General features: G+C 48.7%; 23 protein-coding genes. 3 read left to right on the plus strand and 20 right to left on the minus strand.

Annotated features, from left to right (window positions below):
• Positions 1–52: 52 nt before the first annotated feature.
• From arfA to K0T92_RS08435, 5 genes are all read right to left on the minus strand, one after another.
• Positions 53–1,570: an arabinosylfuranosidase ArfA gene (gene arfA, locus K0T92_RS08415; protein ID WP_219872008.1), complete on the minus strand. Its 1,518-nt coding sequence runs from the start codon at positions 1,568–1,570 to the stop codon at positions 53–55.
• Between the two features lie 193 nt (positions 1,571–1,763).
• The gene (locus K0T92_RS08420) at positions 1,764–2,918 is read right to left on the minus strand and encodes a sn-glycerol-1-phosphate dehydrogenase (protein WP_219872009.1); all 1,155 of its coding nucleotides are present in this window, start codon (positions 2,916–2,918) and stop codon (positions 1,764–1,766) included.
• 59 nt (positions 2,919–2,977) lie between these two features.
• The gene (locus K0T92_RS08425; protein WP_219872010.1) at positions 2,978–3,820 is read right to left on the minus strand and encodes a carbohydrate ABC transporter permease; all 843 of its coding nucleotides are present in this window, start codon (positions 3,818–3,820) and stop codon (positions 2,978–2,980) included.
• Positions 3,821–3,823: 3 nt separating this feature from the next.
• The gene (locus K0T92_RS08430) at positions 3,824–4,768 is read right to left on the minus strand and encodes a carbohydrate ABC transporter permease (RefSeq protein ID WP_219872011.1); all 945 of its coding nucleotides are present in this window, start codon (positions 4,766–4,768) and stop codon (positions 3,824–3,826) included.
• Positions 4,769–4,845: 77 nt separating this feature from the next.
• Positions 4,846–6,171 carry an ABC transporter substrate-binding protein gene (locus K0T92_RS08435; protein WP_219872012.1) on the minus strand — a complete coding sequence of 442 codons (1,326 nt, stop codon included), beginning with the start codon at positions 6,169–6,171 and terminating at the stop codon, positions 4,846–4,848.
• Positions 6,172–6,548: 377 nt separating this feature from the next.
• Here K0T92_RS08435 and K0T92_RS08440 point away from each other — a divergent pair, with 377 nt between their 5' ends.
• Entirely contained in the window at positions 6,549–7,460 is a 912-nt protein-coding gene (locus K0T92_RS08440; protein WP_219872013.1) for an ArsR/SmtB family transcription factor, read from the plus strand.
• Between the two features lie 127 nt (positions 7,461–7,587).
• Here K0T92_RS08440 and K0T92_RS08445 read toward each other — a convergent pair whose 3' ends face one another.
• The 5 genes from K0T92_RS08445 to K0T92_RS08460 form a co-directional block, all read right to left on the minus strand.
• On the minus strand, positions 7,588–7,857 hold the full coding sequence (locus K0T92_RS08445; protein ID WP_219872014.1) for a NifU N-terminal domain-containing protein: 270 nt from the start codon (positions 7,855–7,857) through the stop codon (positions 7,588–7,590).
• A gap of 44 nt (positions 7,858–7,901) precedes the next feature.
• Positions 7,902–8,339, minus strand: a complete 438-nt coding sequence (locus K0T92_RS08450) for a HEAT repeat domain-containing protein (RefSeq protein ID WP_219872167.1) — start codon at positions 8,337–8,339, stop codon at positions 7,902–7,904.
• 45 nt (positions 8,340–8,384) lie between these two features.
• Positions 8,385–8,564: a DUF3934 family protein gene (locus tag K0T92_RS08455; protein ID WP_219872015.1), complete on the minus strand. Its 180-nt coding sequence runs from the start codon at positions 8,562–8,564 to the stop codon at positions 8,385–8,387.
• Positions 8,561–8,857: a DUF6933 domain-containing protein gene (locus tag K0T92_RS25610; RefSeq protein ID WP_425517641.1), complete on the minus strand. Its 297-nt coding sequence runs from the start codon at positions 8,855–8,857 to the stop codon at positions 8,561–8,563. The genes K0T92_RS08455 and K0T92_RS25610 overlap by 4 nt, the downstream gene beginning before the upstream one ends.
• A gap of 656 nt (positions 8,858–9,513) precedes the next feature.
• Positions 9,514–9,684: a hypothetical protein gene (locus K0T92_RS08460; protein WP_219872016.1), complete on the minus strand. Its 171-nt coding sequence runs from the start codon at positions 9,682–9,684 to the stop codon at positions 9,514–9,516.
• A gap of 565 nt (positions 9,685–10,249) precedes the next feature.
• Here K0T92_RS08460 and K0T92_RS08465 point away from each other — a divergent pair.
• Positions 10,250–11,173, plus strand: coding sequence for a WG repeat-containing protein (locus K0T92_RS08465; protein ID WP_219872017.1), 924 nt, complete (start codon positions 10,250–10,252; stop codon positions 11,171–11,173).
• 159 nt (positions 11,174–11,332) lie between these two features.
• Here K0T92_RS08465 and K0T92_RS08470 read toward each other — a convergent pair whose 3' ends face one another.
• Both K0T92_RS08470 and K0T92_RS08475 read right to left on the minus strand, forming a co-directional pair.
• On the minus strand, positions 11,333–14,263 hold the full coding sequence (locus tag K0T92_RS08470; RefSeq protein WP_343223666.1) for an S-layer homology domain-containing protein: 2,931 nt from the start codon (positions 14,261–14,263) through the stop codon (positions 11,333–11,335).
• 128 nt (positions 14,264–14,391) lie between these two features.
• Positions 14,392–16,638 carry a hypothetical protein gene (locus K0T92_RS08475; RefSeq protein ID WP_219872018.1) on the minus strand — a complete coding sequence of 749 codons (2,247 nt, stop codon included), beginning with the start codon at positions 16,636–16,638 and terminating at the stop codon, positions 14,392–14,394.
• Between the two features lie 174 nt (positions 16,639–16,812).
• On the opposite strand from K0T92_RS08475, the gene K0T92_RS08480 reads away from it, so the two are divergent.
• A complete protein-coding gene (locus K0T92_RS08480; RefSeq protein ID WP_219872019.1) occupies positions 16,813–17,283 on the plus strand; it encodes an NUDIX hydrolase in 471 nt (156 codons plus the stop codon).
• Positions 17,284–17,351: 68 nt separating this feature from the next.
• On the opposite strand, the gene K0T92_RS08485 is transcribed toward K0T92_RS08480, so the two are convergent.
• The 8 genes from K0T92_RS08485 to K0T92_RS08520 all read right to left on the minus strand — a co-directional run bounded on the left by K0T92_RS08485 (position 17,352) and on the right by K0T92_RS08520 (position 24,345).
• A complete protein-coding gene (locus K0T92_RS08485) occupies positions 17,352–17,735 on the minus strand; it encodes an iron chaperone (protein WP_219872020.1) in 384 nt (127 codons plus the stop codon).
• Between the two features lie 57 nt (positions 17,736–17,792).
• Positions 17,793–18,140: a VOC family protein gene (locus K0T92_RS08490; RefSeq protein WP_219872021.1), complete on the minus strand. Its 348-nt coding sequence runs from the start codon at positions 18,138–18,140 to the stop codon at positions 17,793–17,795.
• A 446-nt stretch (positions 18,141–18,586) separates the two neighbouring features.
• Positions 18,587–19,306, minus strand: coding sequence for an ATP-binding cassette domain-containing protein (locus tag K0T92_RS08495; RefSeq protein ID WP_219872022.1), 720 nt, complete (start codon positions 19,304–19,306; stop codon positions 18,587–18,589).
• Positions 19,303–20,106: a hypothetical protein gene (locus K0T92_RS08500; protein WP_219872023.1), complete on the minus strand. Its 804-nt coding sequence runs from the start codon at positions 20,104–20,106 to the stop codon at positions 19,303–19,305. The genes K0T92_RS08495 and K0T92_RS08500 overlap by 4 nt, the downstream gene beginning before the upstream one ends.
• Positions 20,103–20,651 carry an RNA polymerase sigma factor gene (locus K0T92_RS08505; protein ID WP_219872024.1) on the minus strand — a complete coding sequence of 183 codons (549 nt, stop codon included), beginning with the start codon at positions 20,649–20,651 and terminating at the stop codon, positions 20,103–20,105. The genes K0T92_RS08500 and K0T92_RS08505 overlap by 4 nt, the downstream gene beginning before the upstream one ends.
• Positions 20,652–20,678: 27 nt before the next feature.
• Positions 20,679–21,356 (minus strand): hypothetical protein, encoded by a 678-nt coding sequence (locus K0T92_RS08510; protein WP_219872025.1) that lies wholly within the window; start codon positions 21,354–21,356, stop codon positions 20,679–20,681.
• A gap of 5 nt (positions 21,357–21,361) precedes the next feature.
• Complete coding sequence (locus tag K0T92_RS08515) at positions 21,362–23,473, minus strand: ABC transporter permease (RefSeq protein ID WP_219872026.1); 2,112 nt, start codon at positions 23,471–23,473, stop codon at positions 21,362–21,364.
• Positions 23,470–24,345, minus strand: coding sequence for an ATP-binding cassette domain-containing protein (locus K0T92_RS08520; protein ID WP_219872027.1), 876 nt, complete (start codon positions 24,343–24,345; stop codon positions 23,470–23,472). The genes K0T92_RS08515 and K0T92_RS08520 overlap by 4 nt, the downstream gene beginning before the upstream one ends.
• Between the last annotated feature and the right edge of the window lie 1,068 nt (positions 24,346–25,413).

Raw genomic sequence — 25,413 nt, forward strand, 5'->3', positions numbered from 1 at the left:
CTCTCTCCATTCCCATAGGTTCTCTCTTTCGTTTCTCGTACATGGTTTCGCTCTAAGCCTTTCTCCGTCCCAGCCGGATCACGTTCCAGGAATGCTTGGACAGCTCAGCCTTCACTCTGCCGTCTTGAACGATGGCATTGCCGTTGTTGTGAGGCCTCACCGCTTCATGCTCCGCAGTGTTTACAGCCTTCAAATCGTCATGCTCCAGAACGATATGCTCGATGATTGCATAATCCGCAAAGCTTCTTATATCACATTCCAACGTCAAGCTCTTCTCCAGGCTGCGGTTGATGGCGAAGACCGTCAGCTCATCCTTCTCCGGATGATGTACCGCAATGGAATCCAGATAAGGAACATCTGTAAATTCCTTGGAATCGTATTTCGGCGAGGAAACGACAGGCTGCAAGGCAACGCCTCTTCCATAGACAGACGCATGCAGGTAAGGATAGAAAATCGTTTGTTTCCACGAGGCTCCGCCGTTCGCCGTCATTATTGGCGCAATGACGTTAACAAGCTGAGCCATGCAGGCCATCCTCACCCGATCGGAGTGGCGCAGCAGCGTAATCAGCATGCTGCCTACGAGCAGCGCATCCTCAAAGGTATAGATATCCTCCAATTGAGGCGGTGCGATGGCCCATGGTTCCAGCCGTTTATCCGCATCATTGGAGTGAAACCATACATTCCATTCATCAAAGCTTAAGAACATCGTCTTCTTGCTGCGCTTCTTCGCCTTCACGTAATCGCAAGTGGAGATAATCGTCCTTATAAAATGATCCATATCCATCGAGTAGGCCAAATAGCTTGCCGTATCATTGCTCCGATTGCCGTAATATTGATGCAGGGAAATGAAGTCAGCCGCTTCATACGTATGCTCCAGCGTCGTAGCTTCCCATTGCGGGAAAGTAGGCATGGCGGTGTTGGAGCTGCCGCACGCAACCAGCTCCAGACCAGGATCCACCCATTTCATCGCCTTGGCGGTCTCCACAGCCAGACGGCCGTATTCGTCCGCAGTCTTATGCCCGATCTGCCACGGCCCATCCATTTCATTACCCAGACACCAGGTCTTGATCCGATGCGGTTCTGCATAGCCGTGCTGCTTGCGCAGGTCGCTCCAATACGAGCCGCCCTGATGATTGCAGTACTCGACCAGATTTCGGGCTGCATCTATCCCTCTCGTTCCAAGATTGACAGCCATCATCACCTCAGAGCCCGCTTTCTTCGCCCAATCGACGAACTCATTCGTGCCGATCTGGTTCGTCTCCGTTGTCCTCCAAGCCAGGTCCAGCCTTCTCGGCCGCTGCTCCCGGGGGCCTACGCCATCTTCCCAGTTATACCCCGATACGAAGTTGCCGCCAGGGTAACGGACGATAGGAACCTGCAATTCTTTGACCATCTCCAGAACGTCCTTGCGAAAGCCCTGTTCATCGGCCAATGGATGGCCCGGCTCATAAATGCCGTTATATACCGCTCTCCCCAAATGCTCGACGAAGGAGCCGTAAATTCTTGCGTCAATAGTGGAAATAATGAAGGCTTTATCTACGATCATCGTTGCTCTCAAAGAATCCGTCATCTTGCGTTCACCTGTTCCTTTCAATTTGAGATGAACAAAGAGCCGCTGTGCTGGGGGAATGTTCTTGCGATCGCTGTTGTTCCCGGAATTCTTGAATTTAGATTCTCAATGGTGGAATTCCGGGAACAAAGGCGAGCGCTAGCGCTTCTCCAGAATCATTCCCCCTGCTCCGCTCTGTTGCACTTTCTAAAGTTCAATTTCTATTAAGAAAATCCCAGCCATTATTCATGTTGATCCATCGCAAGCCTGTACTGCGTTCCCTCAATAGAAAGGCTTCCTTCAAGGAGCGTTCTACCAAGCTGCTGCCGATGCCCAGCTCTTCCGGCGTTGTGGGCGCGCCAACGGCATGGAGCAAGGCGGCAAGCTGCTCCGGCTGCGGAATGTCCCGGAATATCGCACCGTATGGAAACCTGTCATCCTCCGCCAGTCCTCTGTACAGCCTCGCAATGATGATTGCGGCAACGCCTACTTTGGCGCCATGCAGAAGCTGCTTCTTCCCGTTCCTTATACCGTCCATCTCCCAGTAATGGGACAAATGATGCTCCGCGCCGGACGCCGAGCGGGAGTGATCTGCCAGGAGCATCGCGAATCCCGAGATCGTCAGCGCTTCGAACAGCTTCCGAATCCCTGCTTCTGTACCGCAGGCGATCTCATCGATAGCTTCTACACAGCAAGCCAGCGCCTCTTGTGTAAGTTCATAGACAACAGGGCAAAAGGGTTCGTTCGCTGTTTCTCTTGAAAATTTCCAGTCCGCAAGAGAGGTGTATTTGCCAAGCATATCGCCGAAGCCTGCGGCCGTTAATGACTTGGGCGCTTGCATCATGACATCCGTATCCGCGAACATGGCAGCTGGCGATGTCGTCTGAATCGTCTTCTTCGTTCCCCGAATGATCAAGGGAGCCCCTGCCGAAGTAAATCCGTCAACGGATGCTGCCGTAGGAACAGAGATAAACCTTTTATGAAGCTTCGCGCATACAAACCGCACCAGATCATGAATCGTCCCCGGCCCCACTGCCAGGATGCAGTCTGTCTCCGAAGTCGTCTCCAGCATAATTTCCACTATCGACTGCTCGTCTGCAATGACATCTCCTAGGGCATCAGGCGCAACTGAGCATACTTGATGCGACAATCCGGCCTGCTGCAGCATCCTGGCAACCTTTTGGCCCGCTGCATGCCACGTATTGGAATCGCAAACGATCAATACATTGCGGCATTGCACCTGTGTCAAATAATCTGGCAATTGCAGCAAGACTCCCTGGCCGATGCTGCAATGCATCTCAATCCGGACATGGCGGCCGCATGGACAATGCTCCGCCTTCCGGTTGATTTCCTGAATAAGAGTGTTCACCGTATAGACTCCTCTCCCAGCCTGCCCACACCAACAAGGGGACAAGCTCGTGCTCTCTATCAGCCTTTAACCCCGCCCGCTGTCATCCCTTCAATAAAGTATTTCTGGAAGAAGATATAGAAGAGCAGAATCGGTATAATCGCCAATACCGAGCCGGCAATCAGGATGTCGTAGTTATTTCCGTAAGGCGTCAGCTTCGTGCTGAGACCAATCGGAAGGGTCAGCATTTCATTGGATTTCAATACGATGAGCGGCCATAAGAAATTGTTCCAGCTTCCAAGCGCCTGCAGAATCGCCATGGACGAGAACGCCGGCGCCATCAGCGGCATCATAATCCGCAGGAATATGCCGATCTCCGTACATCCATCCACCCGTGCAGCATCCAGAAAGTCCTTAGGCAAACCGCTAACATATTGACGGAAAAAGAAGATCGGCAGCGGAGCCACAACGAATGGCAGAAATGCGCCCCACAGCGTATCCATCAAGTGAAGGCTGATCATAAGCTTATATAAAGGAAGCATAATAATTTCCAGCGGAATCATCATAACGACCAGCACGAGTGCAAATATTACATTGCGCAGCCTGAACTTGTACACGGCCAGCCCATACCCGACCATAGAGGAGAACAAAAGGCTGAGCACCGTGAATAAAACCGTAATCATAATGCTGTTCTTATACCATGTAAAATAAAATGGATCCTTAAACAAGCTGATATAATTCTTAAACGACATGACAGCCGTATCGATATTCAGATTCAAGCCAAACCTGAGCAGCTCAGTGGAAGGCTTCAATGAACCCAGAATAATAGCGAACAGCGGCAGCAGCAGGAGCGCCGAGAGCAGCAAAAACAAGACAAAGAGAGATACCGAGGAAAGAGTCCATTTTGTTCTCTGGTGGTTCACAGGCTATTCCTCCCTCTTGAACATGCCGAAAAATTTCAATTGAATAAAAGTGATCGCGAGTGTGAGCAGCAGCAGCGTGATGCCAACTGCAGAGCCAAAGCCAAGCTCGCCCTTCTCCAACCCGGTCCGGTACAGATATCCGACAATGGTAAGTCCGATATCATTGGGAGACTTGTTTCCTGCATACAGCATGTAGCTCTCTACGAACATCGAATAACCGCCGTAGATGCTGATCGTCAGCACATAGATCGAAATCGGCTTCAGAAGCGGCATCGTAATTCTCGTAAACTTCACCCATGTGGATGCGCCGTCAATCTCAGCGGATTCGTATAAGCTGTGCGGGATGTTCTGCAGCCCTGCCAGGAAATAAAGCAGATTGACGCCAATCCAGCGGAAGGTCGCAATGACAAGCAGCACGAGCATGCTTGTACTGGCACTGTTCAACCAGGCTATCTTCTCCAAGCCGAACAGGCCGATAAACTGATTCATCAGCGCCGTCTCCTGCCCGCCAAACATCAATCTGAAAATGATGCCAAGCACAACAATCGAGATGAGCGCCGGGATGAAGGTAACGGATCGAAAGAAATTTTTGGCCTTCATCTTTTTGGAGTTCAAGAAAACAGCAAGTACGAGCGGAACAGGGATCAATACGAGCAAGGTCAGTACCGTGTAGATCGTGCTGTTCTTCACGGCCTTGAAGAAGGTGGGGTTCCACAGCTCCTTGTAATTGTCCAGGCCAACGAAAGTCACCTGTCCGGGGAAGACCTCCTGAAAGCTCATAATGACCGTAGAATAGACCGGATAGGCAAAGAATAAACAGAACGAAATGATAAAAGGCAGTACAAATATATAAGGAGCCAGCTTTTGCGAGTACAAAATATTATTCCGCTTGGTGACCTGCTTGCCGCCCGTTAAGGAGGACTCGGCACGTGATCCGCTGCGAACCATAGAAGTTGCTCCTTTCTTGAATAGAGCATCACCGGCAATACCCGGATTGCCAGTGACACTCCCTCTGCGCTGCGAGATTACTTCAATTGCGCTGCAATTTCCTTCAATACAGCAGCCGGGTCTTCATTATTCACAAGTGCGCGGAATACGATCTGTGTATCGATGGCATCGAATACTTCAGGTGTTTTCTCACCGATGTTGACGCCTTCAATCTCATCCTTCACCTCAGTCAATACATTGAAGATGCCATCTCCGAAATAATCTGTAAATTTATTGGCTTCTTTCAATTCCGGCATATCCCATACATCTGTGCGAGGCGGATCGAAGCCCATCTGTTTCCACAATTGAATATTGCCATCTACAGAGAGTTTGGCGAAAGCAAGAAACTCTTTGGCCAGCTCCTGATGCTTGGATTGCAGCGTTACTACTGTGCCCGTGCCGCCCATCCCTGCGGAGCGCGGTGCGCCTTCACTCCAGGCCGGCATCGGCTTAATTGCGATCTTGCCTTTCAGATCAGGCATATACTCGATAAATCTGCCCATATACCACATCGGCATCCATACAGAAGCCGCACCGCCCTGGTTCATAAAGCCGTAATACTCCTCCGCATGGTGGATATTGCCTGGTGCCGCGACAGCAATGCCTTGCTTGATCAAGCTCTGCTGGTACTCCAATACTTTAATAATATCCGGGGAATCCAGATTCACTTCGCCGTTCACCTTCAACAAATCATCAGGACCTTCAAGCTGTGCTACCTGCGGCCAGAAGGACCATTGGTCAGCTACTTCGAGCGTCGTCATCGGCTTGCCGGTTTTCTCAAGGACGGTTTTGCCTGCAGCTTCGTAATCCGCCCATGTTTTGATATCGTCGGGATTGATGCCCGCTTGTCCTAAAATTTCTGTGTTATAATAGATCACGGAAGCGCCTACATGATAATCAATGCCATAGTACTGCCCTTCCTTAGCGTAAATATCGGCTCTGGATTTCACATAATGGCTGAATTCCGGCTCAAGCACATCATTTAATGATGCCAATTGCGGCTTGCCTTTCAGGTAGTTCGGGAACTTGCTAAGTTCAATGTCCGCCAGATCGGGGGCGCCTGTTCCAGACTGAAGCGCAACGAGCAGCTTGCTATGAGAATCCTCGAACGGGAAGGTGCTTCCCTTCAATTTAATCTGCTTATCAGGGTTCTTCTCATTCCATCTTGCTGCCATGTCTTCGAAATACTTCTGGTGCAATTCATTAAATGTCCAGAACGAAAGCTCGGTAGCACCTGCGCTCTCTCCTGCTCCTCCGCCATTGCCCGCTTCACTGCTGCCAGAGTTGTTGTTGCCGCTGCAGCCAGCCATAACCAAAGTGAACGCCAGAACAACAGAGAGCACGAATGTAAATCGCTTACGCATAGCATTTCCCCCTCAAATAATTTGTATATGCTTAATCCTTAAAGGAATAAAGCCAATAGATGTAAAAATGTGAATTGATTTAGGTTTTTATAAAACAATTCGTGTTTTCATGATATAATGCCGCTTTTTATCTGTCAATCTTTTTTTGTATGCGCTTTCTATTCTGTTATGTTCACAAAAATATAAACTAAATGACATCCCAAATTCAACAACTCCCTTATTTTGTCATGATCCAAGCCATTTTATTCGCCATATTCTCCTTATGCACGGCCTGTATCCCTGCTTTCGGCATCATTTAAAACTGAATCTTTTCTTTTTATCTATATTGTTTTATAATTTTCTAAACATAATAGTTGTTTGCGATAAGGGGTGCCGTCATGATTCATATAAAGAAGCTGCGATCCGGCTTGAACATATTTAAAGCGCTCAGCTCTGAAATTCGCATTGAGATTCTGGAGCTGCTGAACAAATACGAAAGCATGAATTTGAATGAAATTGCCGAAAAGCTGCAGCTGACCAACGGTGCGGTTACCATGCATATCAAAAAGCTGGAGGAAAGCGGCTTGATTGATATTACAACCGCAGTGGGCAAACATGGCATTCAGAAAATTTGCTACTTGAATGAGGACATGCTTACTGTGGAGTTAATCAATAAGGAGCCCGAGAACCTATATGAGTATGAGATTATGGTGGGGCATTATTGCGATTTCTATGCTGAGCCTACTTGCGGATTGGCTACAAAGGACAGTATAGTGGGTGAATTTGACGATCCCAGATACTTCGCCGACCCTCAGCATATTAATGCGGGTATCGTATGGCTGAGCAAGGGATTTCTGGAATACAGAATTCCTAATTACTTGAAGGCGAATCAAGAATTCAGCGAGCTGCAGTTTATTATGGAGCTAAGCTCCGAGGCCCCATCCTATAATAACAACTGGCCGTCGGACATCCATTTCTATATCAACGATATCGAGCTTGGATACTGGACTTCTCCCGGAGACTTCGGAGGGGTGAAAGGCAAGATCAACCCGGACTGGTGGCCGCCTCACTTGAACCAATACGGATTGCTCAAGCTGCTTAGAATCAATAAGGAGGGCTCCTTCATTGACGGGTGCCGCATTTCCGATGTGACGCTGCAGGATATCCAGCTGACAATGAAATCGGATATCAAGTTCAAGCTGGCTGTCTCCGAGACCAACAACAGCGGCGGCTTAACGATCTACGGCAAGTCCTTCGGCAATTACAATCAGGATATCATCGCCAGAGTCATCTATAATGTCATTGACTGACAAAAAGAAACAGTCCCCTTAGGCATCTTGAGGATGTCTTCGGGGACTGCTGTTTTGAGTCTTTCTAGGAATCGTCGCTTGCCCGTAAAGGGGAATGGAGCATGATCCGATCAACAGCGCAACCGTTTTAAGCGTATACGGCTTTGAAGGCCTCTTCCACTTTCGGGAGAATCGCATCCCACTGCGCATCCGCTGTCTTGCTGATCGTAACAAAATCTCTAATCCCAAAAATGTTATCAACACCCTCGATGCTAAGCAGAGCACGGGCCAAGGGGTGATCGGTTTCATCTCCGGCCTTCAGAGAAGTGCTTCTGGGACCTTCAAATATAGTTTGATTCGCATTAATCTTCATCGCATTGGGATTCGGTGTTTCCTGAGGGTTAATTTCTATTGCCATACTGTGTGGTAACTCCTTCTATACAGATTGTTGTATTAAATTGCTTACCTGGTCCGCAGAGACGCCCACGTTTCCTGGAGCCATTCGTCAAAGCCAGCACCCTTCTCGCCTTCATAGGTGTCATACACATCGCTTCTCATCTTCTGCAGCTTTTCCTTGAATTCCTGGAACGCATGGCCTTGCGGCAAGCTCTTCTTAATTCTGATCAGTATTTTCGCAGTGCCTTTTATCCGCTCGCCTTGTTTCCTTGCAGGCATTTGAACATCCTCACCCAACTCCTGAAGCTTGCGGAAAGCAGCCTCTTGCACGGTATACACGGGATCGTTATTCATCATACGTGTAAGAACTTCGATGACTTGACCGGTATTCCACTGGCTGAGCGCGTGAACAGCTTCCAGACGCTCTCTCCAGTTAGCCGATCGATTAGCAGATTTGATGACTCCCTCATAACTCGGCGAAAGCTCGCCTTCTTGCTCTTCTATAGGATTCAAACGATTCTATCTCCTTCTGTTTGCAGGTTGATTGTCCTACACCGATTTGTTGTCTGGCTTGCCGCTGGTGCTCTTCGCGTCATCCGCTTTCTTCGTACCCTTGCTGGTGTACGGCTTAGGGGCGTTCTTCGCTCTCTTGGCGCTTGCTTGCCATCGATTCCAGCCCTTGCGATCCGTTCCTCTGCCTGTCCCGCCCTTGCCCTTCGCTTTGCTCAAAAGATCACTCCATTAATAACAATAATCACTACTCTACAGGTATTGAGCAGACAATTCAAATAAAAAGAATGTTTGCTAATTCCCAGATCGCCAGTCTTAGCCCTGTTCATTTCCATTATATCCTTCGCATCCATCACCATTTCATTGATCTGGCTAATGATACTTCTATCGCTTGTAGGGGCATAACTAATCTCTCCGGCGTTGTCCAGATATCTGTCAACCAACGCTTGATCGATTTGATCTGCAAGCATATTCTCGGAGATATGCTTTACAAGCAGCTCGCCGAATACAATGGGTTAGCCTGCTGCGGTTTTTCACTTGCGATGGGAGCGCCGAGTTCGCCCGCCAGCTTTTTGGTACACTGCACGATGATCATGACGGATTAACCTCATTTCTCGAACTTTAATAGTGCGAACATCTGCTTCTGAAATAAGGATGTCCCATGTGCATCTCATTAGCATGGAGCTTGCATATATAGGTTCGCACCTCATTATATCAAAAAGACCTGTTGATAGGATCAAACAGATCAGGATGTTGAGAAAGTACGGCGGCATTTCGACTTATAAAGGGGAGCCAATCGATAGACAGTCGATAGCCAGCGATGACTTCAACTCGGCAGGTAGAGCAGGAAGCCTGCGTAAGTGCAGGCATTCTGGTTGAATAAGCCTTAGATGGCAAAAAGCCTGCGAGAAAGCAGGAATAGTAGGCGGAATCGACCGATAGAGGGGAAATCCGGAAGAATGCCTGCACTTTGGCAGGTATTCGGTCTTTCAGTAGACCAGAACTCGAAAAAGCCTGCGCTTTGGCAGGCATTCAAATTGTAGCGTGGAGCTGTACGCCAGATTGGTTTGATCTTCGCATTCAAGTTAACGTTCAGTACGAATGCCGCAGCTTTCTCGAAAGTCGGGCCTGTTGATAGAATCAACAGGGCCTGATCTTGTTCGCTATTCTAGCATTCCTTGCGAATAATAACATTCTCATAATAACCGTACCCCGGAATATACGTCCAGATCGACTTCATTACCCAGACACATCCTGCATTAGCGGTCGGGGCAGCAACCAACATCGACGAAGCGACCATAATAGTTGCTAGACAAAGTGACAATAGCTTCTTTTTCATCTGACCGTTCACCCTCCTCTATTCGCAGATTTGCTTCGAAATAATATATTGGACATAACCAACCCCAGGCACATAGTTATAACCAATATAAGTGTAACCCGTGCATGTCTTCCCCGGCGTGTGCAGGTCCGCACTCACAGTTGAAGGTTGAAAGAGAAAGACAGAAGAAGCCAGTGCTGCAGTCAGACAAATTGTAAATAATCTCTTTTTCATAAATTCTCCCCTTTTCATTATGATTCATCGTCAATGCCACAATTCGTATATTCTACCGTTAGGAAAATATTTCTCTTTTACATTTTAGCATATGAATTTCAATTATCAACCATTTTATAACTATTTAACCTATTCGTATTTATAGATTAAAGATTTAGAAATTCAAAAAAAGCCCCGATATTTGGTAGAATGGTATTTGTCTGAACAACCCGCCTTAACCATGCCTTGAAAAATTTCGGTTTTGCAAAAGCAGCTAATCTACGGGGGCATTGTCAATACTATTTTCCATTAATTAAGGATCATGTTGAGTTCACAAAGTGGTTCGGTCATTATCAATGAAAGAGGTATTTTTATGTGCAAATATGGATTTATGAATCTAGAAGGGGATATCAAAATTAAGATGGAGTTTGACAGTGTGACGATTTTTTCTGACGGCTATTCACTTGTCGAGAAAGAGGGGTGTTTTTATTACCTTACACTTGAGGGCGAATTAAAAGTCCCCACTCCCCATCGCGACTTCACTCAGTTTAGAGAGGGGCTTGCTAGCGTTAGAGATGAACGGAACAAGGTCGGATTTATTGATACATCGTTCCATTTACGGCTTCCGAACTTGTACGATGATGCTGGGTCTTTTCGTACAAACCAGTCCGTGGTAGCACTCGGAAAGAAAAAACATGTCATTAATAAACAAGGTGAAATTCTGTTATCGGACCCACGCCTTGAAGGCGGCTTATACAACAATCGTGCAGTTATACGATCAGACAGGTTCCTTGGGTATATCGACAGCGATTCGAATGTTGTCATCCCGTGCGAATATCAATTTGCATTCGACTTCGATGGAGGAGTAGCTATTGTATTTAATGATGGGACGGCGCGGCTGATCGATACTGAAGGGAAGACAGTGAACCAAGGCAGGTACAATTATATTGGGAGATTTTCAGAGGGCTATGCCGTCGTTAGCAGAGGGAAAAAGTTCGGTTTCATCAATAAAGAGGGAATAGAAGTTATTCCGTTGCAGTACCGGGAAGCGGCAGAGTTCTCCAATGGACTGGCACCCGTAAGAATAAAAGGCAAATGGGGCTACATCAATCCGTCGGGGGAATATGTTATCGAACCTCAGTTTGAGTATGCGGAACGCTTTTTTGATGGATATGCAATTATTCGTAACCATAATTATGATTATGGAGTGATAGACACCAAGGGAGATGTGCGAATATTCCCTGGATTTGAATATGTGGGTATGCCTACTGAAGGTTATTTTGTAGTTCGTAAATAGTGGAGGATGAGAAATGAAAGATTTTTAATACAACTGTATATTTACCAATTAATACCTGCATGGTCATTTAGAATATTCTACCCGCCTTATAAAAAAAGGTTATCCTGCAGCAGTCTCACATGACTGTTACAGGATAACCCCTCTGTATCTTCCGACAAATTAGATGAAATCAGATTGTTGAAGCAATCGCTGTATGATCGCGGCAACCTCTGCTCTGGTGATGTACGCCTTTGGTGCAAGCTGGGTGCTGCTGCGGCCGGAGACAATTCCAGCCTGCAAGCTGTCGGCAATACTGCTCTTGGCCCATGCCGAGGCATCAATAGCATCTGTGAATGTACCCATCCATTCATCTGCTGCTTTGGTCGGCAGCTTGGCCTTCAGCCCGGTTATCGTCATTGCCTTGGCTATGATGACCATCGCTTGCTCTCTCGTAATGTTGTCCATCGGACGGAAGGTACCGTCCCCATAACCGTCGATGAGTCCGTAGGAATAGGCTGTTTCAATCACATCATTGTACCAGGCCGATGCGGTCACATCCGAGAACGAAGCACCTCCGCCTTCCAGCTTCATCCCCAGTCCACGCACGATAATCGCCGCGAACTCAGCCCGGGTAATATCAGCATCGGGATTGAACCGTTCATTGTCGATGCCGTTGATGACCATCCGTGAGCCCATGTCGTTGACAGCATCCCGCGCCCAATGCTTGGCAACGTCCGCGAACTCAACCGGATGCCAGACAATGGAATACGTGCTGTTCGTCAGACTGTTCACTTTAGCGTAGTATTTGCCATCAATGACGGCAATTTTAGTTGGCACATGGCGAACGGTTCCATCTGGTTCTACGACGATGCCCGTTGTGATTTTATTAGGATCAACGCCATCCGGTATCGCAATGGTTCGTTCCACGAAAGCGTTGAAACTGGACACTTCAATCGTTGTTTCATTGTATGTCGCCTTCACTGTGAAATGGATCGCTGGTGCAACAATCGTGAATTCTCCACTGAGCGCCGCGCTTTCCACGAGCTTGAGCATGTCTGCTGTCGGAGCAGAGAGCTCAATGTGCAGCTTGATGTCCTGAAGATTCGCAGCGCCGCCCAGCTTCTTAGCCACTGCAGCGATATCGATTTGCTGAGCAGGCAAGGTATAGGCCGCTCTCTCCGTTTTGATCTCGACAATCGCCTGCTTCTGCTCCAAATCCCGGATCAGCTGACCATTGAAGTCTACGGAAACAATATCCGTATTCATATTGGCCTGAATCGTAATCAACGCCTGATCAGCCTCGGATGCCAGACGCTGTTGCAGCTTTTTCTCGTCCACGGTAATGCTTGTTTTGGTCTGACCGTTAACTACGCTTGTCGCAACTGCTCCCGCATTTTCCAGCTTGCCGTTAACGAGTATATCGACTCCCTTGGCCGTATTCGGCTCACCAGTTGGATAGTTATAATCAGTGGATGGCGCACTCGGGACAACAGCATTGGATGCAGTGGACGCTTCGCTGCTTCCTGCACCATTGATCGCCTTAACTGTAAAGGTGTAGCTCGTTCCATTGGACAACCCGGTAATCGTAATCGGGCTTGCCGACCCGGTCTTTGTAATATTTCCTGGTGAAGCCGTTACTTCATACGATGTAATCGGACTTCCGCCAATGTCGGATGGAATTGCAAAGCTAATCGTTGCACTTCCGTTGCCACCTGCTGCTGTAACATTAGTGGGCGCTGAGGGAACGGATACCGGTGTGGCACTCGCTTCATTGGAAGCTGCGCTTAATCCTCCTGAATTGCCCGCTTTAACGATAAAATAATACCCCGTGCCATTCGTCAAGTTATGCACGCGATAGGCAGTATCCGTTACGACTCCGACCGGCACGCTATCGTACTGCTCGGAGGCGGTTCCCATATAAATATTGTAATAGTCAGCTTCTGTTACCGCGTCCCAGCTCAGATCAGCTTGGCGATTCCCGCCTGCTGCGACGAGACTCTGCGGGCTCGCCGGTGCAGGCGGGTTAACCACTTGCGTAACCGTGAACGCCACGTTCGTCATATTGGTTGCGGATAAAGTAACCGTTGCTGTATGCGTCCCCGCCTCCAAGCCGTCTTTCGCTTTGACTGTGAAAGTCGTCGAAGGAACAGCATTATTAAGAAGCGTATCCGCAGGCTGTGTAAGGATAAAATCGTCGGCGTTCGTGCCGCTAAGTGCTGCACTCAGATTGTCCAGTGCGGCGTTGCCTGTGCGTGTGATCGTTATCGTCTTCAATTCCTGTGTGCCCGGGAGATAACCATACATCAGTGTCGTTACCGTTTGGTTGCCGATGGATGCTATGGAGTACGTCGGAGCGGCATTCACCGTAAAGCTCACATCGAAGCTCTCGTTGATGCCATTGTCCGCCGTAATCGTCACGGTCTCCGTGTATGTACCTGCCGCTAGCCCTGTCTTAGGACGCAGCATGAACACGGTGGAGAGAACACCCGCTCCCAGCGAATCCGGGAGTATAGTGCCCAGCAAAAACTTCGTGCCAGCCCCGCCGCTCAGGCTGACGCCCAGGTTCGTGATCGGTGCGATTCCGACTTTGGTAAGTGTTATGCTCGCCGGAGTCGTGTAGAATGAATAGCCTTCCGTTCTCGGAGCAAATGTCAGCGTCCCTGTCTCCGACACCGTCATCGTAGATGGCGGAGCAGCATTCACCGTAAAGCTTACATCGAAGCTCTCGTTGATGCCATTGTCCGCCGTAATCGTCACGGTCTCCGTGTATGTACCTGCCGCTAGCCCTGTCTTGGGACGCAGCATGAACACGGTAGAGAGAACACCCGCTCCCAGCGAATCCGGAAGTATAGTACCTAGCAAAAACTTCGTGCCAGCCCCGCCGCTCAGGCTGACGCTCAGGTTGGCAATCGGTTCCGTTCCGACTTTGGTAAGTGTTATGCTCGCCGGGGTCGTATAGAACGAATAGCCTTCCGTTCTAGGGGCAAATGTCAGCGTCCCTGTCTCCGATACCGTCATCGTAGATGGCGGAGCGGCATTTGCTTGGGCAGGAATCAAGCCTGCCATAAGAAGGATTGTTAATAAAAGTGCAATCATCTGTCTTGCCCGCACTGTACAGCACTCCCTTTCTTTCATCCCTATTAAATGAAATCCCCTATCAGATTCAGGAATATTATAGCATATTATTCGACAAATAGTGACAAATACCTATGATTGCATAAATAGCAAGGCTCCCTTCATCAGGAATAGCATTTCGCCCGCAATTGCTCGAGCAGCGCCCGATCCCCCTCATCTAGAGGGAAATCCCGCTTCATTCCTTCTGCCAGCAATTCGAACGACTCTGCCAGCTTGCCTACGGCGGCAATGTCCAGACTGAGGAACCGGTACTGCTTGTTTGTCGGATTTTGCCCACCCAAGTATTCGGCAGTCTCGAGTGACTCTATATACCGTTCTAATTGGAGTAAGGCCAGTGCTCTGGAAATAACCAGCGTGTCGTGCCTCCAGTCCATGTGCAGCACTTCGTCTGCTACTATTTCGTAAAAAGTCTTCGATTTACGCGGTTCTGTAGAGGATAATGCATCACCTATGAGCAAGGAAGCCCGGGAATAATTGTTATTGGCGATCAACGCTGCCAGCTCAGCTGCTTGATTGTCCGGCAGCCCGGTTCCTTCCACAATTCGGGGCACATACTGAGCGAGAATCGCGAGCAGCGGATCGCAGTATCGAGACTGGCTGTATGAAATATACAGATGGAATGATCCATTTAATTTCAGATAGCTCATCATCGTCAGGCAAACAACAACTTGCTGAAAGACCGTCATCGTTTCGAGCTTCCGAAGTACGAAGGAGCTTATATCCGATGCAGCCGCCTTCCGATTCAGCGTCCTGACGCCATGATGTCTAACGTCCAATTTCACCAGTGCATGCAGCGCCCCAATCGCTAGATCAAGATCAGAGGAGAGCGCCTCCCGCTTCAACAATTCGATAGCCCCGGTCTCCCTCCTATCTGATAGCCTGTACAGCAAATCTAGCATAAGCAGTCTGCATTGTTTATCTGTGTAAAGGTCATATTCTGTTACCAGCATTGCGGCAAGAATGTGAGAGGCGCCAACGTTCTTCATGGCAATGATCTGATAAAAAATATGAAGATGCCGCGGATTGCCCCGATTCTCGGCAAGTCTGCTCTGGACAAAAAGCTGGGCCACATTGTAATGGTGAAATTCGGTCCATGACGAAGTGTGGTCGCCAGTGGCGGACGTCCTCGTCCTGCCTGTCTCCAATTCTGGCGAGTGGATTAGCGCTTGGGAGAAATAATCTGTGCTTTCCTGTATATCTATGCCAGCCAGCAGCTTGTCCCAATATTGATGCAGGGTTGCTTCATCAAATTCCGGAACCTCGAATTCGGTCGGCGGCATGGAGTGTTCGTCATAGGCTGCTGAAGGCTGATAGGACATGCCATATACACCGCTAAGACGATCATTGGGCAGCTGCGACATAACCAGTGTCCTGTCAGTCTGGCATACTTTGAGATACAACTGATGCATATGCTCATATAGACCAAAGAGCTCCTTCATCGACAACCCGTCTAATGAATGGCATAAATCCGTTAAAGGACGCACCCCGTCGATATGAGCGCAAATGACATGGCGAATTTGGCGAATCGCTTCGATCCGTTCCAGGATACGTGTGTTCAGCTTTGCCTCATCAAAGAGAGCGACGGCAGCCGAAATGTTATGTCTGGCTACGATTGTATCCAAGCCTTCCATATGTTGAACGGCATGCGCCCCTACCGGACGTGTAAACAGAACATCGCCGAAGTTGACAACGTCCACAACAGCCAGCGTCTTGATGGCCATGCCGGACACTTTGTCCCGCAGCTCCTGCAACAGTGCAGCTTCATGCTGCACAATAATTCGCAAAGAGTTCAACATAGCAGGCTTTTCTTGCAAATCCCCCATGTGCAGCGTCCCTCCTGTATTGAATCGGGTAAGCGCCAATATATCATTGCCTATCCGGGGGGCGTCCTCCAAATCATGCAGTGCCGAGATACGCTCAATTACCATGACATCATGAGGATCCAGATTAGCCGTTGCAGGATGGGAAGGATCAAGTTCTGCAGCAATCTCCACAGCATGCCGGACGAAGAAGAGCATGCTGTCTTCCTTAATATTCCCCCACTGCTCAATACGCTCCGCGAAGTCCCCTTCCTTGAAATGTCCGGCGAATTGATGCCGCAGCTCTGACAGATAATCATTATAAAGCTGCTGCAGCGCTGCCAGATCCCCCTTCACCTTTTTGTATTGGGCAGAGGGAGGCGCAGTCTTAAGCTCATTATTATAGCGCTGTGCGAAAATAATAAAATCAGGCACCCTCATCAGAATAAGACGAGCGATCGCCCGCTTAAAAAAGCTGCCGACCTTTAGTTGAAGCATCGCTTCCGCGATCCTCATGCTCTGCAAGCTGTAGTGCATTTTCTCTCGGTTCATGGTTACGTTTACCCCTCTATGTCCGGATGGATCGATTTCCTGGAAGCAAATGCGCATCCTGCGCAATTTGCCAGTGTCCTCCAAATGGAGTCCAACCTATCATTATTTCGACCTGCGATGTATAATATTGTATATTTTTTATCAATGGGTATACAAGTAATAGGAGGCAGCGACATGGGATACATTGAATCGCTCCGGGAAATGATCGGCAATACACCCATCATTCTTGTGAGACCGAGCATTCTGATTTTGAATCCAAAAGGTGAGATTTTATTAGTAAAGCACGTTGATGAGACATGGGGGGTTCCAGGTGGATTGATGGAGCCAGGTGAATCGGTAGAGGAATGTGCCATTCGGGAGGCGGAGGAGGAAATAGGATTAAGAATTAAAAATCTCAAGCTCTACGGGGTGTTCTCCGGACAAGAATTACATACAAAGTTGAGAAACGGGCATGAATATTACAATGTCGTTATTGGTTACATCTGTACGGAATTTGAAGGCGAACTGCGACCGGATGGAATAGAAGTCTTGGAAGCAGCATTTTTCAATCCTGATCATCTGCCCGAGAGGACAAACCCGTACATAAAAATGAAGATCAAAGAAACCGCAGGACGCATCGGGAGGCTGCTGGCAGAACAACAATAAGCTGGACTGTCCGCTACAGCTGACATTGTCGGCAGACATAAGTATAAAGAGGGGCTCCGCCCCTCTCTTTACTTCTTCGCTTTACTCTCCGCCCGCTCTATATTCTCAGCCACTCGGAATGCGACGATTCTGCGTATTAAATCATAGGGCAGCGGCTGATCGATAGGGAATTGTACGGAGCCCTTTGCCCCTTTATATGGGGATAACTCCTGTTGAAAGGCGAGAATCCCGCTTGGGGCCGGATAGAATCCGATATGCTTATTATAAGCGGCAAAATGCACCAAATTTCCATGCAGCGCAAAGGTAGGCATTTGATAGCTTATCTTTTCCTTGGCGTCCGGCGCCGACTCTCTTATAACGCCTCTTAACGTTTCCAGTATTTGCTGAACCTCCGGGGGAAAGCCCGCTATATACTGTTCAATCGTTTCATAAGTGGTGTTATTCCCTTCCATAGTCTCACCTCTCCTGTATCCATGGGTTGCATTCATCGCTTCCTGAGTTTAAGTTCGTTATTTCTCCCAAAGCTCGACCAGTCGACCGTCAGGATCTTCAATCCAAATAAACTGTCCAAATTCACTACTCTCTTTTTTCTTTGCAAGAGGTACACCAAGCTGTTCAAGATGCTTAATAGTCTCGTTCAGATTATGTACTTGGAAATTTAACATCACCTGTTGTTCTGTTGGAAAATAACTGTCATTCTCGGTGAAGAAAGAAAAGATCGTCCCATTTCCTGATTGGGGTTGTATTACAGTCCCATTCCAATCTTCTATTTCAATCTTCAGCACTTCACTGTACCATTTTTTTGTAGTTTCAACATTCTTGGTTCTCCAAAATACTCCTCCGAAACCTTTTATCATCGTATCCAACTCCTGTCTGCCACCAAATTTTAACTATCCGATTATATTAGATATTCGAGATTTATATTTAGGTTCCTTTCTCAACTATACTGCCTGATAGTGTAAAATGCTGCTCGCGGCACGAAACATCGAACAAGCCTGCGAAACCGCAGGCTTTCTCCCCGTTCTGGCTCCCTGCGGACGAAATGCCTGCGGAAGTGCAGGCATTCCGCCGTAATTGCCCCCTGTCGCCTAATTCCGTCTCATATTCCTGCCCTATCGCAGGCTTTCTGCCATATACGGCTTATTTCAACCGAAATTCCTGCACTTGCGCAGGCTTCCTTCGAAACCTGTCGGGATGAAGCCCATCGCTGCTTTTCGTTGGGAGCCCAACACCTAAACCACCTAAACCACCTTAACCACCTTAACCACCTCAAATACCTCAAATACCTTAACCACCTATATCGTTAATCCCCTAATCGCGCCACGATCCCATCCACCTCGTCCACCGCGCCGCAATAGCGTACGATCCCATCTTCAATATACAGCAGGCTATTGCTCGTTGACCGCTCCATTTCTTCCAGCAAATGCGTGCTCATAACAATCACGCTATGGAAGGCCAGCCTATTCAGCGCATGCTTGAAAACCAGCTTCTCCCGGCTATCCAACCCGTCGAAGGGTTCATCCAGAATACATAGCCGCGGCTGATTCAGGAGTGCCTGAATCAACCCCACACTTTGCAGCTGCCCGCCGGAGAGCGACCGCAGCTTTCTGCTACCAAGCTCATATAAGCCGCTCTCTCTCAGCCACTTCTCTATCGCAGCTTTCACTAGGCGATGCGGGATGCCTTTATGAAGGGCCATATGGGTCAAATATCGCTCGATGGTCATATCCGAATATCCGGTAAAATGCTGGGGCATAAATCCGATCATCGTTCTAACTTCCTCGACGCTTAGCTGCTTGCGGTACATCCCTGCTTGATCATCTGTTATCAACCTCGTATAGATTACGCTGCCCCGATCCGGCGCAACCGCAGTGGCAATGAGCTTCAAGAGCGAGCTCTTGCCCGCTCCATTGCTTCCGACAACATAAGTAATTCCCGTCGTCAACGTGCATGTCGCATCGGCTACGAGTCTGACAGCCCCGCTTGAATATCCTGCATGGTTTAAGGTGATCCGCAAACTCATCTGAAGCCCCTCTTGGTCCCATTTTTGTACAGCACGCTGCCCAGCAACAGACAGGAAATCCCCAATAGTCCGCCATTCATCCACAGGAACTGCTCATTCCCCGGCAGCTGAAACAGAGAAGCAGCTTGGTATCCCCCATCAAGCAGCATTTGGCTGAACCAAATGAACAGCGTAAGGATGACGCCAATTTTTGGCCCCAGCCACATTGCGCTGCTAAACCCGACAACCCCGAAGAAGAAGATCGGCACGAAGGAACCGAATATATACAATAACGAGCTTTCTCCTCCCACTATAAAAAAGCTTAAAGGCAGCGTCATCACTAATTGCAGCGCCATAATGATGATGAACCGAGCGAACATTTGCTGGATCAAGGAATGGTAGCTTAACTGCTCGATAATGTCGTTCCCTTGGTTAGTTGCACGGAATGCGTAGCCCATAATAGCAATCATCACGAGTGAAATCCACTTCATCCAGGCCAGCAGGCCGGTTATCTCGTTCTGCGCGCTTACACTGATCATAACGGTTAATAGAAGCATGACGATTCCCGTCAGCAGCCAGCTTCGCATGCCATAGAAATTCCATTGGGACAAGAACAGATTCGCCAGCTTCGAAGCAGCGGATTGCCTGGCTTGGACAGCCTCAAGCTCAGCCCGCAAATCCGCCGGACGCATCGCATCCGTCTCTTTTATTGCAGCAAGCAGCTGGAATGTCTTCTCTATCGTTGGTTCGGGGGACGTATAACGGTCAAACCGCTGCTTCCAATCCTTTTCCAAGCGGGACAACTCCTGGTCTTCATTCATTGGCCCTTCACCCCTTCTCGATCCTCATGTTTTAATATGCGTTCCAAATATTTGAGACCGCGTGAAATCCGAACTTTGACGGTGTTGACGGGAATATCCAGGGTCAAGGCAATCTCTGCATACTTCAAATCCTGATAGAAGCGCAAATAAAGGACGGATCGATATTCAAAGGATAATTGGTTCAAGGAATCGATCATCCACTTGCGCTCCAACTGGCGGTCGATGATGTGATGAATTCCCTCCATGCCCTCCAGGCTCTTGTCCATACAATGCTCCCGCTGCGTGGAGGCCTTCTTCCAGTAATCCTTGCATCCGTTCGTCGCTATTTTGTACATCCATGGCTTGAACTGCTCGGGAACGCAACCTTTTTTGCCTTGCTGATAAATTTTAAGAAAAGTCTCCTGGACAATATCCTCCGCCAGCTTCTCGTCCTGCAGCAATCGATAGGCATACCCGTACACTAGTTTGTGATACCGGAACACAAGCGCGTCCAAAGCCGAGTCGTTGCCGAATGACAGCTGGCTCATATAATCTTCATCCTGCATTCCCGTACCTCCATTTCCTTAGCGTCCTCAACCGGATCTCCGATTGATATGCAGGATCGATAACACCGATAGCAGCAGACCGAGGCCAATATAACACAACCGATTATAGAGGATCCAACGATTCTCCCCAGCCAGCAAATTGCCGCTCACATATTCATATAAGCCAGGCAAAGCCAGCAGATGCGGCCTTATATACAGCGAGGAGGCTCCACCATACAAGGATAGAATCCATACTGCCAAGCCTGCACAAAGCCCGCCAATAGAATGCCTTCCAATTACTGTACCAAGAACGACGACGCCTCCTATCCCTGCATAGACGGGTATCGAGAGCAACAGTCCCTTCCATATATAACCCCCTGCAAAGAAGGCCAGCCCGATCGAGACAAGACACATTAAGCTGATAAAGAGAAGCGATGCCAGCAATGCTCTCTCCGCAATGATCCTCCACCGGGCAATCGGGTATGTCAGCAGCTGCCCAACAAATTTCGAGTCATAATCAATCGAGAAGCACCATTGCAAAATAAACACAACCACAAGCGGCGCTGCCCTTTCATAAAATAGGCTGGTGAAGAATGCGAGCCTGTACGATGACGCCATATATAGAACATACGCCGCGACTGGAAGCAGCAGCATCAGAATAATGGCAGGCAGTGATGTGAACCACAGCTTCAGCCACAGCTGCAACCGAATAGAGAATCCGCTCATCGGCTTCATTCTCCTTCATACCTTTCCAATTCAGCCAGCAAATTAAATTCCGCTTTATCCTTGTGCCCCTCGTACTTGTTATAGAGGTACTTGACCATTTGCTTGAATTGTTCTTCACCGAGCTCATCATACCGGTTCATTCCAGCTATTCGTTCCGCCGATCCCGCAGGCGCTTCGGATGAACCCTCCATCGCAGCATACCAATCGCCGAAGCGTTCATATTCCGTCTCCATCCGGGCATGCTTCATCAATCCCCACGTAATTGCACGCTGCAGCACATGCACATCCTCGCCAAAGGATGGATTCCCGTGGATTAGCTCATTCGCTAAAGCATAGACCATAACCGCAGAATCTACATATTTAATAGCATAAAAGCTCCATGCGATGAACTGTTGACTGGGTGTAGATTCCGTCAGCCTGCTGTGATCGTCATTCATGACATAAATGACATCCGGCGCCATTGGGATTCCCAGCCAGCTCTCGATATAATTCCAATAGTCCATATAGATTCCGGCCGTGTTACGGGCGCCTTCCATAACCTCGGGATGGCTTACAATCCTCGTCGGACCGACCACGTCCTCCTCCAGATTCCCGCCGATCAGAGACAATCCATATTGAGAGGTGCCCTTATAAGAGCCATCCGGTTCACGCGGTATCGTCAGAGCCATCGGAACACTGTCACCATCACGCTTAATCGTAACGGCAAATTCGGTCGGCTGATCCTCAAGCAAGGCTCCGTTCCTCACTTCAAACTTTGCATAAGTCTCATCAGGCCCGCCATAAGTACTTGCAGCCAGCTGCCGTTCGCCAATTAACGGATACCAGCCAGCTTCCTTGGGAAGATAGATCCGATCGTGTTCAACAAAGGCCTGCTGCAGCAACCCATCAGAACGGTATTGCCTTACATCCCCCTCATAACTCAATTTCAAGTCGAGCTGAGCATGGGGTTTCATCCCCTCTTGAAGGTGAATGTGAATATAGTCATCGTCCCGTGAACAGGTTATTCCCGCAGTGCTTGAGCAGTCCGTTACTTTGAACTGGCGATGCAAGGTGAGCGAAACATCGTTTGCCGCCACATCCCCGTTATACGTTATTGCCAGCTCGCTATCGACTCCAATCCGATTATCGGATGATAGCCGGATATTCAAACGCGTACGATCCATTGAGAAAGCATAGTGCGGACGCTCACCATGGATAGCGTTGATGGAGTACGCCTCCTGTGATAACGAGTATTGTTGTCCCATAAGGAGATATTGTTCAAGCGCGCTATTATATTGCGTATACCGGATTCCTCCGACGATGACAACAGGAATCATCAGAGCAAGCACCAGCGCCACAGCGCCGTTCCTCTCCATTCTTAACCTGCGATGGGGATGAAACAGCAGTATTGCGGCAAGTATGACGATTGCTCCTGTCAAGACAACGACCAATTGGTGGAGAACTGCACCCTCGAAGACGCCATTGATCCCCCATATCGTTGTATAAGGAGTGGCGATATACATCGAATCATAAGGCGTCAGCAGGTTCAGCCTTGGATTGACATAAGCGAAGCCGTAGCTGTTGGCCTGAAGCAGGAACACCGCTCCCAGCAGTGCAGTAAGACAGATGTAGGACAGCATATTTCGAATCAGAATACCGAGCAGAAAGCCGAAGGAGATAATGATGAAGAAGGCTCCCTCCATTTGGACGAATAGATAGACAAGATTCGTATATCTTTCTCCCATACTGAGGCTGCCATTCAGAAACCAGATGCCCTGAATAAGCAGCGTCATCATTGCGAAGCAGAGGCCATACGTTTGCGCAACCAGCCATTTGCCCAGTACCCATTCCGTATTTCTCACCTTATAGGTGACGACTAATAATTCAAATTCGCTATCGCGATCCTTTCCCGCCACGTAGACAGCATATAAGCCAACCAGCAGCAGGTTCACCATCATGATCCATTGGAAGTTGTTGTAGAAGACGGCGGCGATCTCTTCATAATGAATGGATTCATTCTCGTATGTGAGAATAATATATCCCCAGCAAAGCGCAATAGAAATCAATGGTATCGCCATAAAAAGGTTACGGCATAATAGGCGCATTTCATTGCGATATACAAGCTTGATGCTGCTCATCCCGTCACCCCGTTAATGACAGCCATATATCCATCTTCTATGGTCGGCTGCACGGCCACGGCTTGGAGATGCGGCGGTTCTTGTGCGATTACCCGAAAGACGGCATGATTCATTTCTCTTCTGCTGGCAATAACCGTATACTCCTTCGCGTAATGATCATACTCGGCATAAGGCACCTGGAGCTCCCAGATGCAACCTGCCGCCCTCTTCGCCAGATTGACGGTTGTTCCCTGGTATCGCACGCTGCCTTTATTCAAGACCGCCACCTTCTCACAGCTGGTTTCGATATCGCTAATAATGTGGGTGGAGAGAATGATCGTATAATCGTTGCCCAGCTTTTCGATCACGTTGCGGAACCGAATTCGTTCAGATGGATCAAGTCCTGCTGTAGGCTCATCGAGAATGATGAACTTGGGATCTCCGAGCAGCGCTTGCGCGATGCCGAGCCGTCTTGTCATGCCTCCCGAGAAGCTTTTAATTTTTTTATCGGCATGGGGCAGAAGATTGACTTCCTCCAATAACCGTTCCACTTGGCTGGTTCTTTGCCGCTGATCCGTGAGCCCTTTCATCGATCCCACATAATGCAGCAGCTCTCTGCCTGTAAATTGCAAGGGCACGTAGAAGTGCTGCGGCAAATAACCAAGTAATCCCCGCACCTTCTCTCCTTCCTTGGCCAAATCCAGATCATAGATCGTCACCCGCCCCTCCTCATAAGGAAGAACGGTGCTCAAAATTTTCATCAGCGTCGTCTTGCCTGCGCCATTGGGTCCAAGAAGGCCAAATAAGCCCGTTCCCAGTTCCAGATGAATATTCGATAATGCCGGAACGCTTCTGTATGTTTTGTTTAATCCCTCTACTGTTACCGTGTGCATTCGCTTCTCTCCCTGCTATAATTCTTACCTTAACACGAACAGGGGGGAGAGATTGTTACATAGCGGCAAAAAAAAAATGGGGGTCCGAAAAGCCCTTTTCGGGAAATCTCATCCCCCGCTTTAAGAAACTCTACGATGTAGAGTGCCTGCGACCACGGGACTGCCCACGTGCGCCCCGCCAGCGGACGATCCATCGTTCAAACGCCGAGACAGGCGAGATTCGAGCAAGGCGAAACATGCGAATCTTGCGAAACAGCATTAATTTTTTCGTTTCTGGCCCCATGAAGATGAATGCCTGCCAGAGTGCAGGTATTTCACCTCAGTTTCTCCTTAGCCGCCGATCTCCCCAAAAATTCATGCATGATCCAGACTGCCCAGAAAGTCATTGTTTTCACTGAATCATACAAAATGGGAGAATGAAAAGCGTGAAATCTACAGACCGGATGTTCGGTACTCAGTTACTCTTGCAGCACGCGGTGCACGGTCACACGTCGGCGGTCAAACCTCGTGCGGCCATGTCAGTTGGCGGAAAGTCCGCCCGACTTTCTCAAAAGCCTGCGAATAGGCTGGCTTTTTATCCTTTCTGTTTGCTAAAGACCGAATGCCTGCCAAAGCGCAGGCTTTTCGCCATGTTTTCCCTCTAGTGGCCCGATCGTCCATATATGCCTGCGCAATCGCAGGCATTCGGCCTATAAGGGCTACTTTTAGCTGAAATTCCTGTGCTTTCGCAGGCTTCCCTCTCACCACCAACCGAATGTGTTGCAGTCACTCACTCTCATACGCTTAGAAGCTTAGCTAACGGAAGCGCTCCAACAGACTTTGGGCAGCCTGATGATCGCAAGCATTTCACCATTTATAGCGTCTTGTAACCGAAATTCATGCACATTCGCAGGCTTCTTACTCCGCCACTCGTCCTTCACACCACACTTGGAGAAGGGGGTGTCCAGAAAGTTGTCTGATGATTCCAGAGTCCCCATATAGAATAAAAAAAGGATACTTCCAGTTCCACTTTTTAGTGGTTTAGAAGCATCCCTTCACATCATTCGGAACCGACTCATTGGTTATTGG

This window comes from Paenibacillus oenotherae (assembly GCF_019443105.1).
Lineage (GTDB): Bacteria > Bacillota > Bacilli > Paenibacillales > Paenibacillaceae > Paenibacillus_Z > Paenibacillus_Z oenotherae.

What these genes read in the sequence shown, in the direction of transcription:
- K0T92_RS08520 (WP_219872027.1), bottom strand. Translation starts at nt 24,345, where the DNA reads ATGCACACGGTAACAGTAGAGGGATTAAACAAAACATACAGAAGCGTT.
- K0T92_RS08435 (WP_219872012.1), bottom strand. Translation starts at nt 6,171, where the DNA reads ATGCGTAAGCGATTTACATTCGTGCTCTCTGTTGTTCTGGCGTTCACT.
- K0T92_RS08480 (WP_219872019.1), top strand. Translation starts at nt 16,813, where the DNA reads ATGGGATACATTGAATCGCTCCGGGAAATGATCGGCAATACACCCATC.
- K0T92_RS08485 (WP_219872020.1), bottom strand. Translation starts at nt 17,735, where the DNA reads ATGGAAGGGAATAACACCACTTATGAAACGATTGAACAGTATATAGCG.
- K0T92_RS08490 (WP_219872021.1), bottom strand. Translation starts at nt 18,140, where the DNA reads ATGATAAAAGGTTTCGGAGGAGTATTTTGGAGAACCAAGAATGTTGAA.
- K0T92_RS08475 (WP_219872018.1), bottom strand. Translation starts at nt 16,638, where the DNA reads ATGAACCGAGAGAAAATGCACTACAGCTTGCAGAGCATGAGGATCGCG.
- K0T92_RS08495 (WP_219872022.1), bottom strand. Translation starts at nt 19,306, where the DNA reads ATGAGTTTGCGGATCACCTTAAACCATGCAGGATATTCAAGCGGGGCT.
- K0T92_RS08465 (WP_219872017.1), top strand. Translation starts at nt 10,250, where the DNA reads ATGTGCAAATATGGATTTATGAATCTAGAAGGGGATATCAAAATTAAG.
- K0T92_RS08445 (WP_219872014.1), bottom strand. Translation starts at nt 7,857, where the DNA reads ATGGCAATAGAAATTAACCCTCAGGAAACACCGAATCCCAATGCGATG.
- K0T92_RS08515 (WP_219872026.1), bottom strand. Translation starts at nt 23,473, where the DNA reads ATGAGCAGCATCAAGCTTGTATATCGCAATGAAATGCGCCTATTATGC.
- K0T92_RS08505 (WP_219872024.1), bottom strand. Translation starts at nt 20,651, where the DNA reads ATGCAGGATGAAGATTATATGAGCCAGCTGTCATTCGGCAACGACTCG.
- K0T92_RS08510 (WP_219872025.1), bottom strand. Translation starts at nt 21,356, where the DNA reads ATGAGCGGATTCTCTATTCGGTTGCAGCTGTGGCTGAAGCTGTGGTTC.
- K0T92_RS08500 (WP_219872023.1), bottom strand. Translation starts at nt 20,106, where the DNA reads ATGAATGAAGACCAGGAGTTGTCCCGCTTGGAAAAGGATTGGAAGCAG.
- K0T92_RS08440 (WP_219872013.1), top strand. Translation starts at nt 6,549, where the DNA reads ATGATTCATATAAAGAAGCTGCGATCCGGCTTGAACATATTTAAAGCG.
- arfA (WP_219872008.1), bottom strand. Translation starts at nt 1,570, where the DNA reads ATGACGGATTCTTTGAGAGCAACGATGATCGTAGATAAAGCCTTCATT.
- K0T92_RS08460 (WP_219872016.1), bottom strand. Translation starts at nt 9,684, where the DNA reads ATGAAAAAGAAGCTATTGTCACTTTGTCTAGCAACTATTATGGTCGCT.
- K0T92_RS08430 (WP_219872011.1), bottom strand. Translation starts at nt 4,768, where the DNA reads ATGGTTCGCAGCGGATCACGTGCCGAGTCCTCCTTAACGGGCGGCAAG.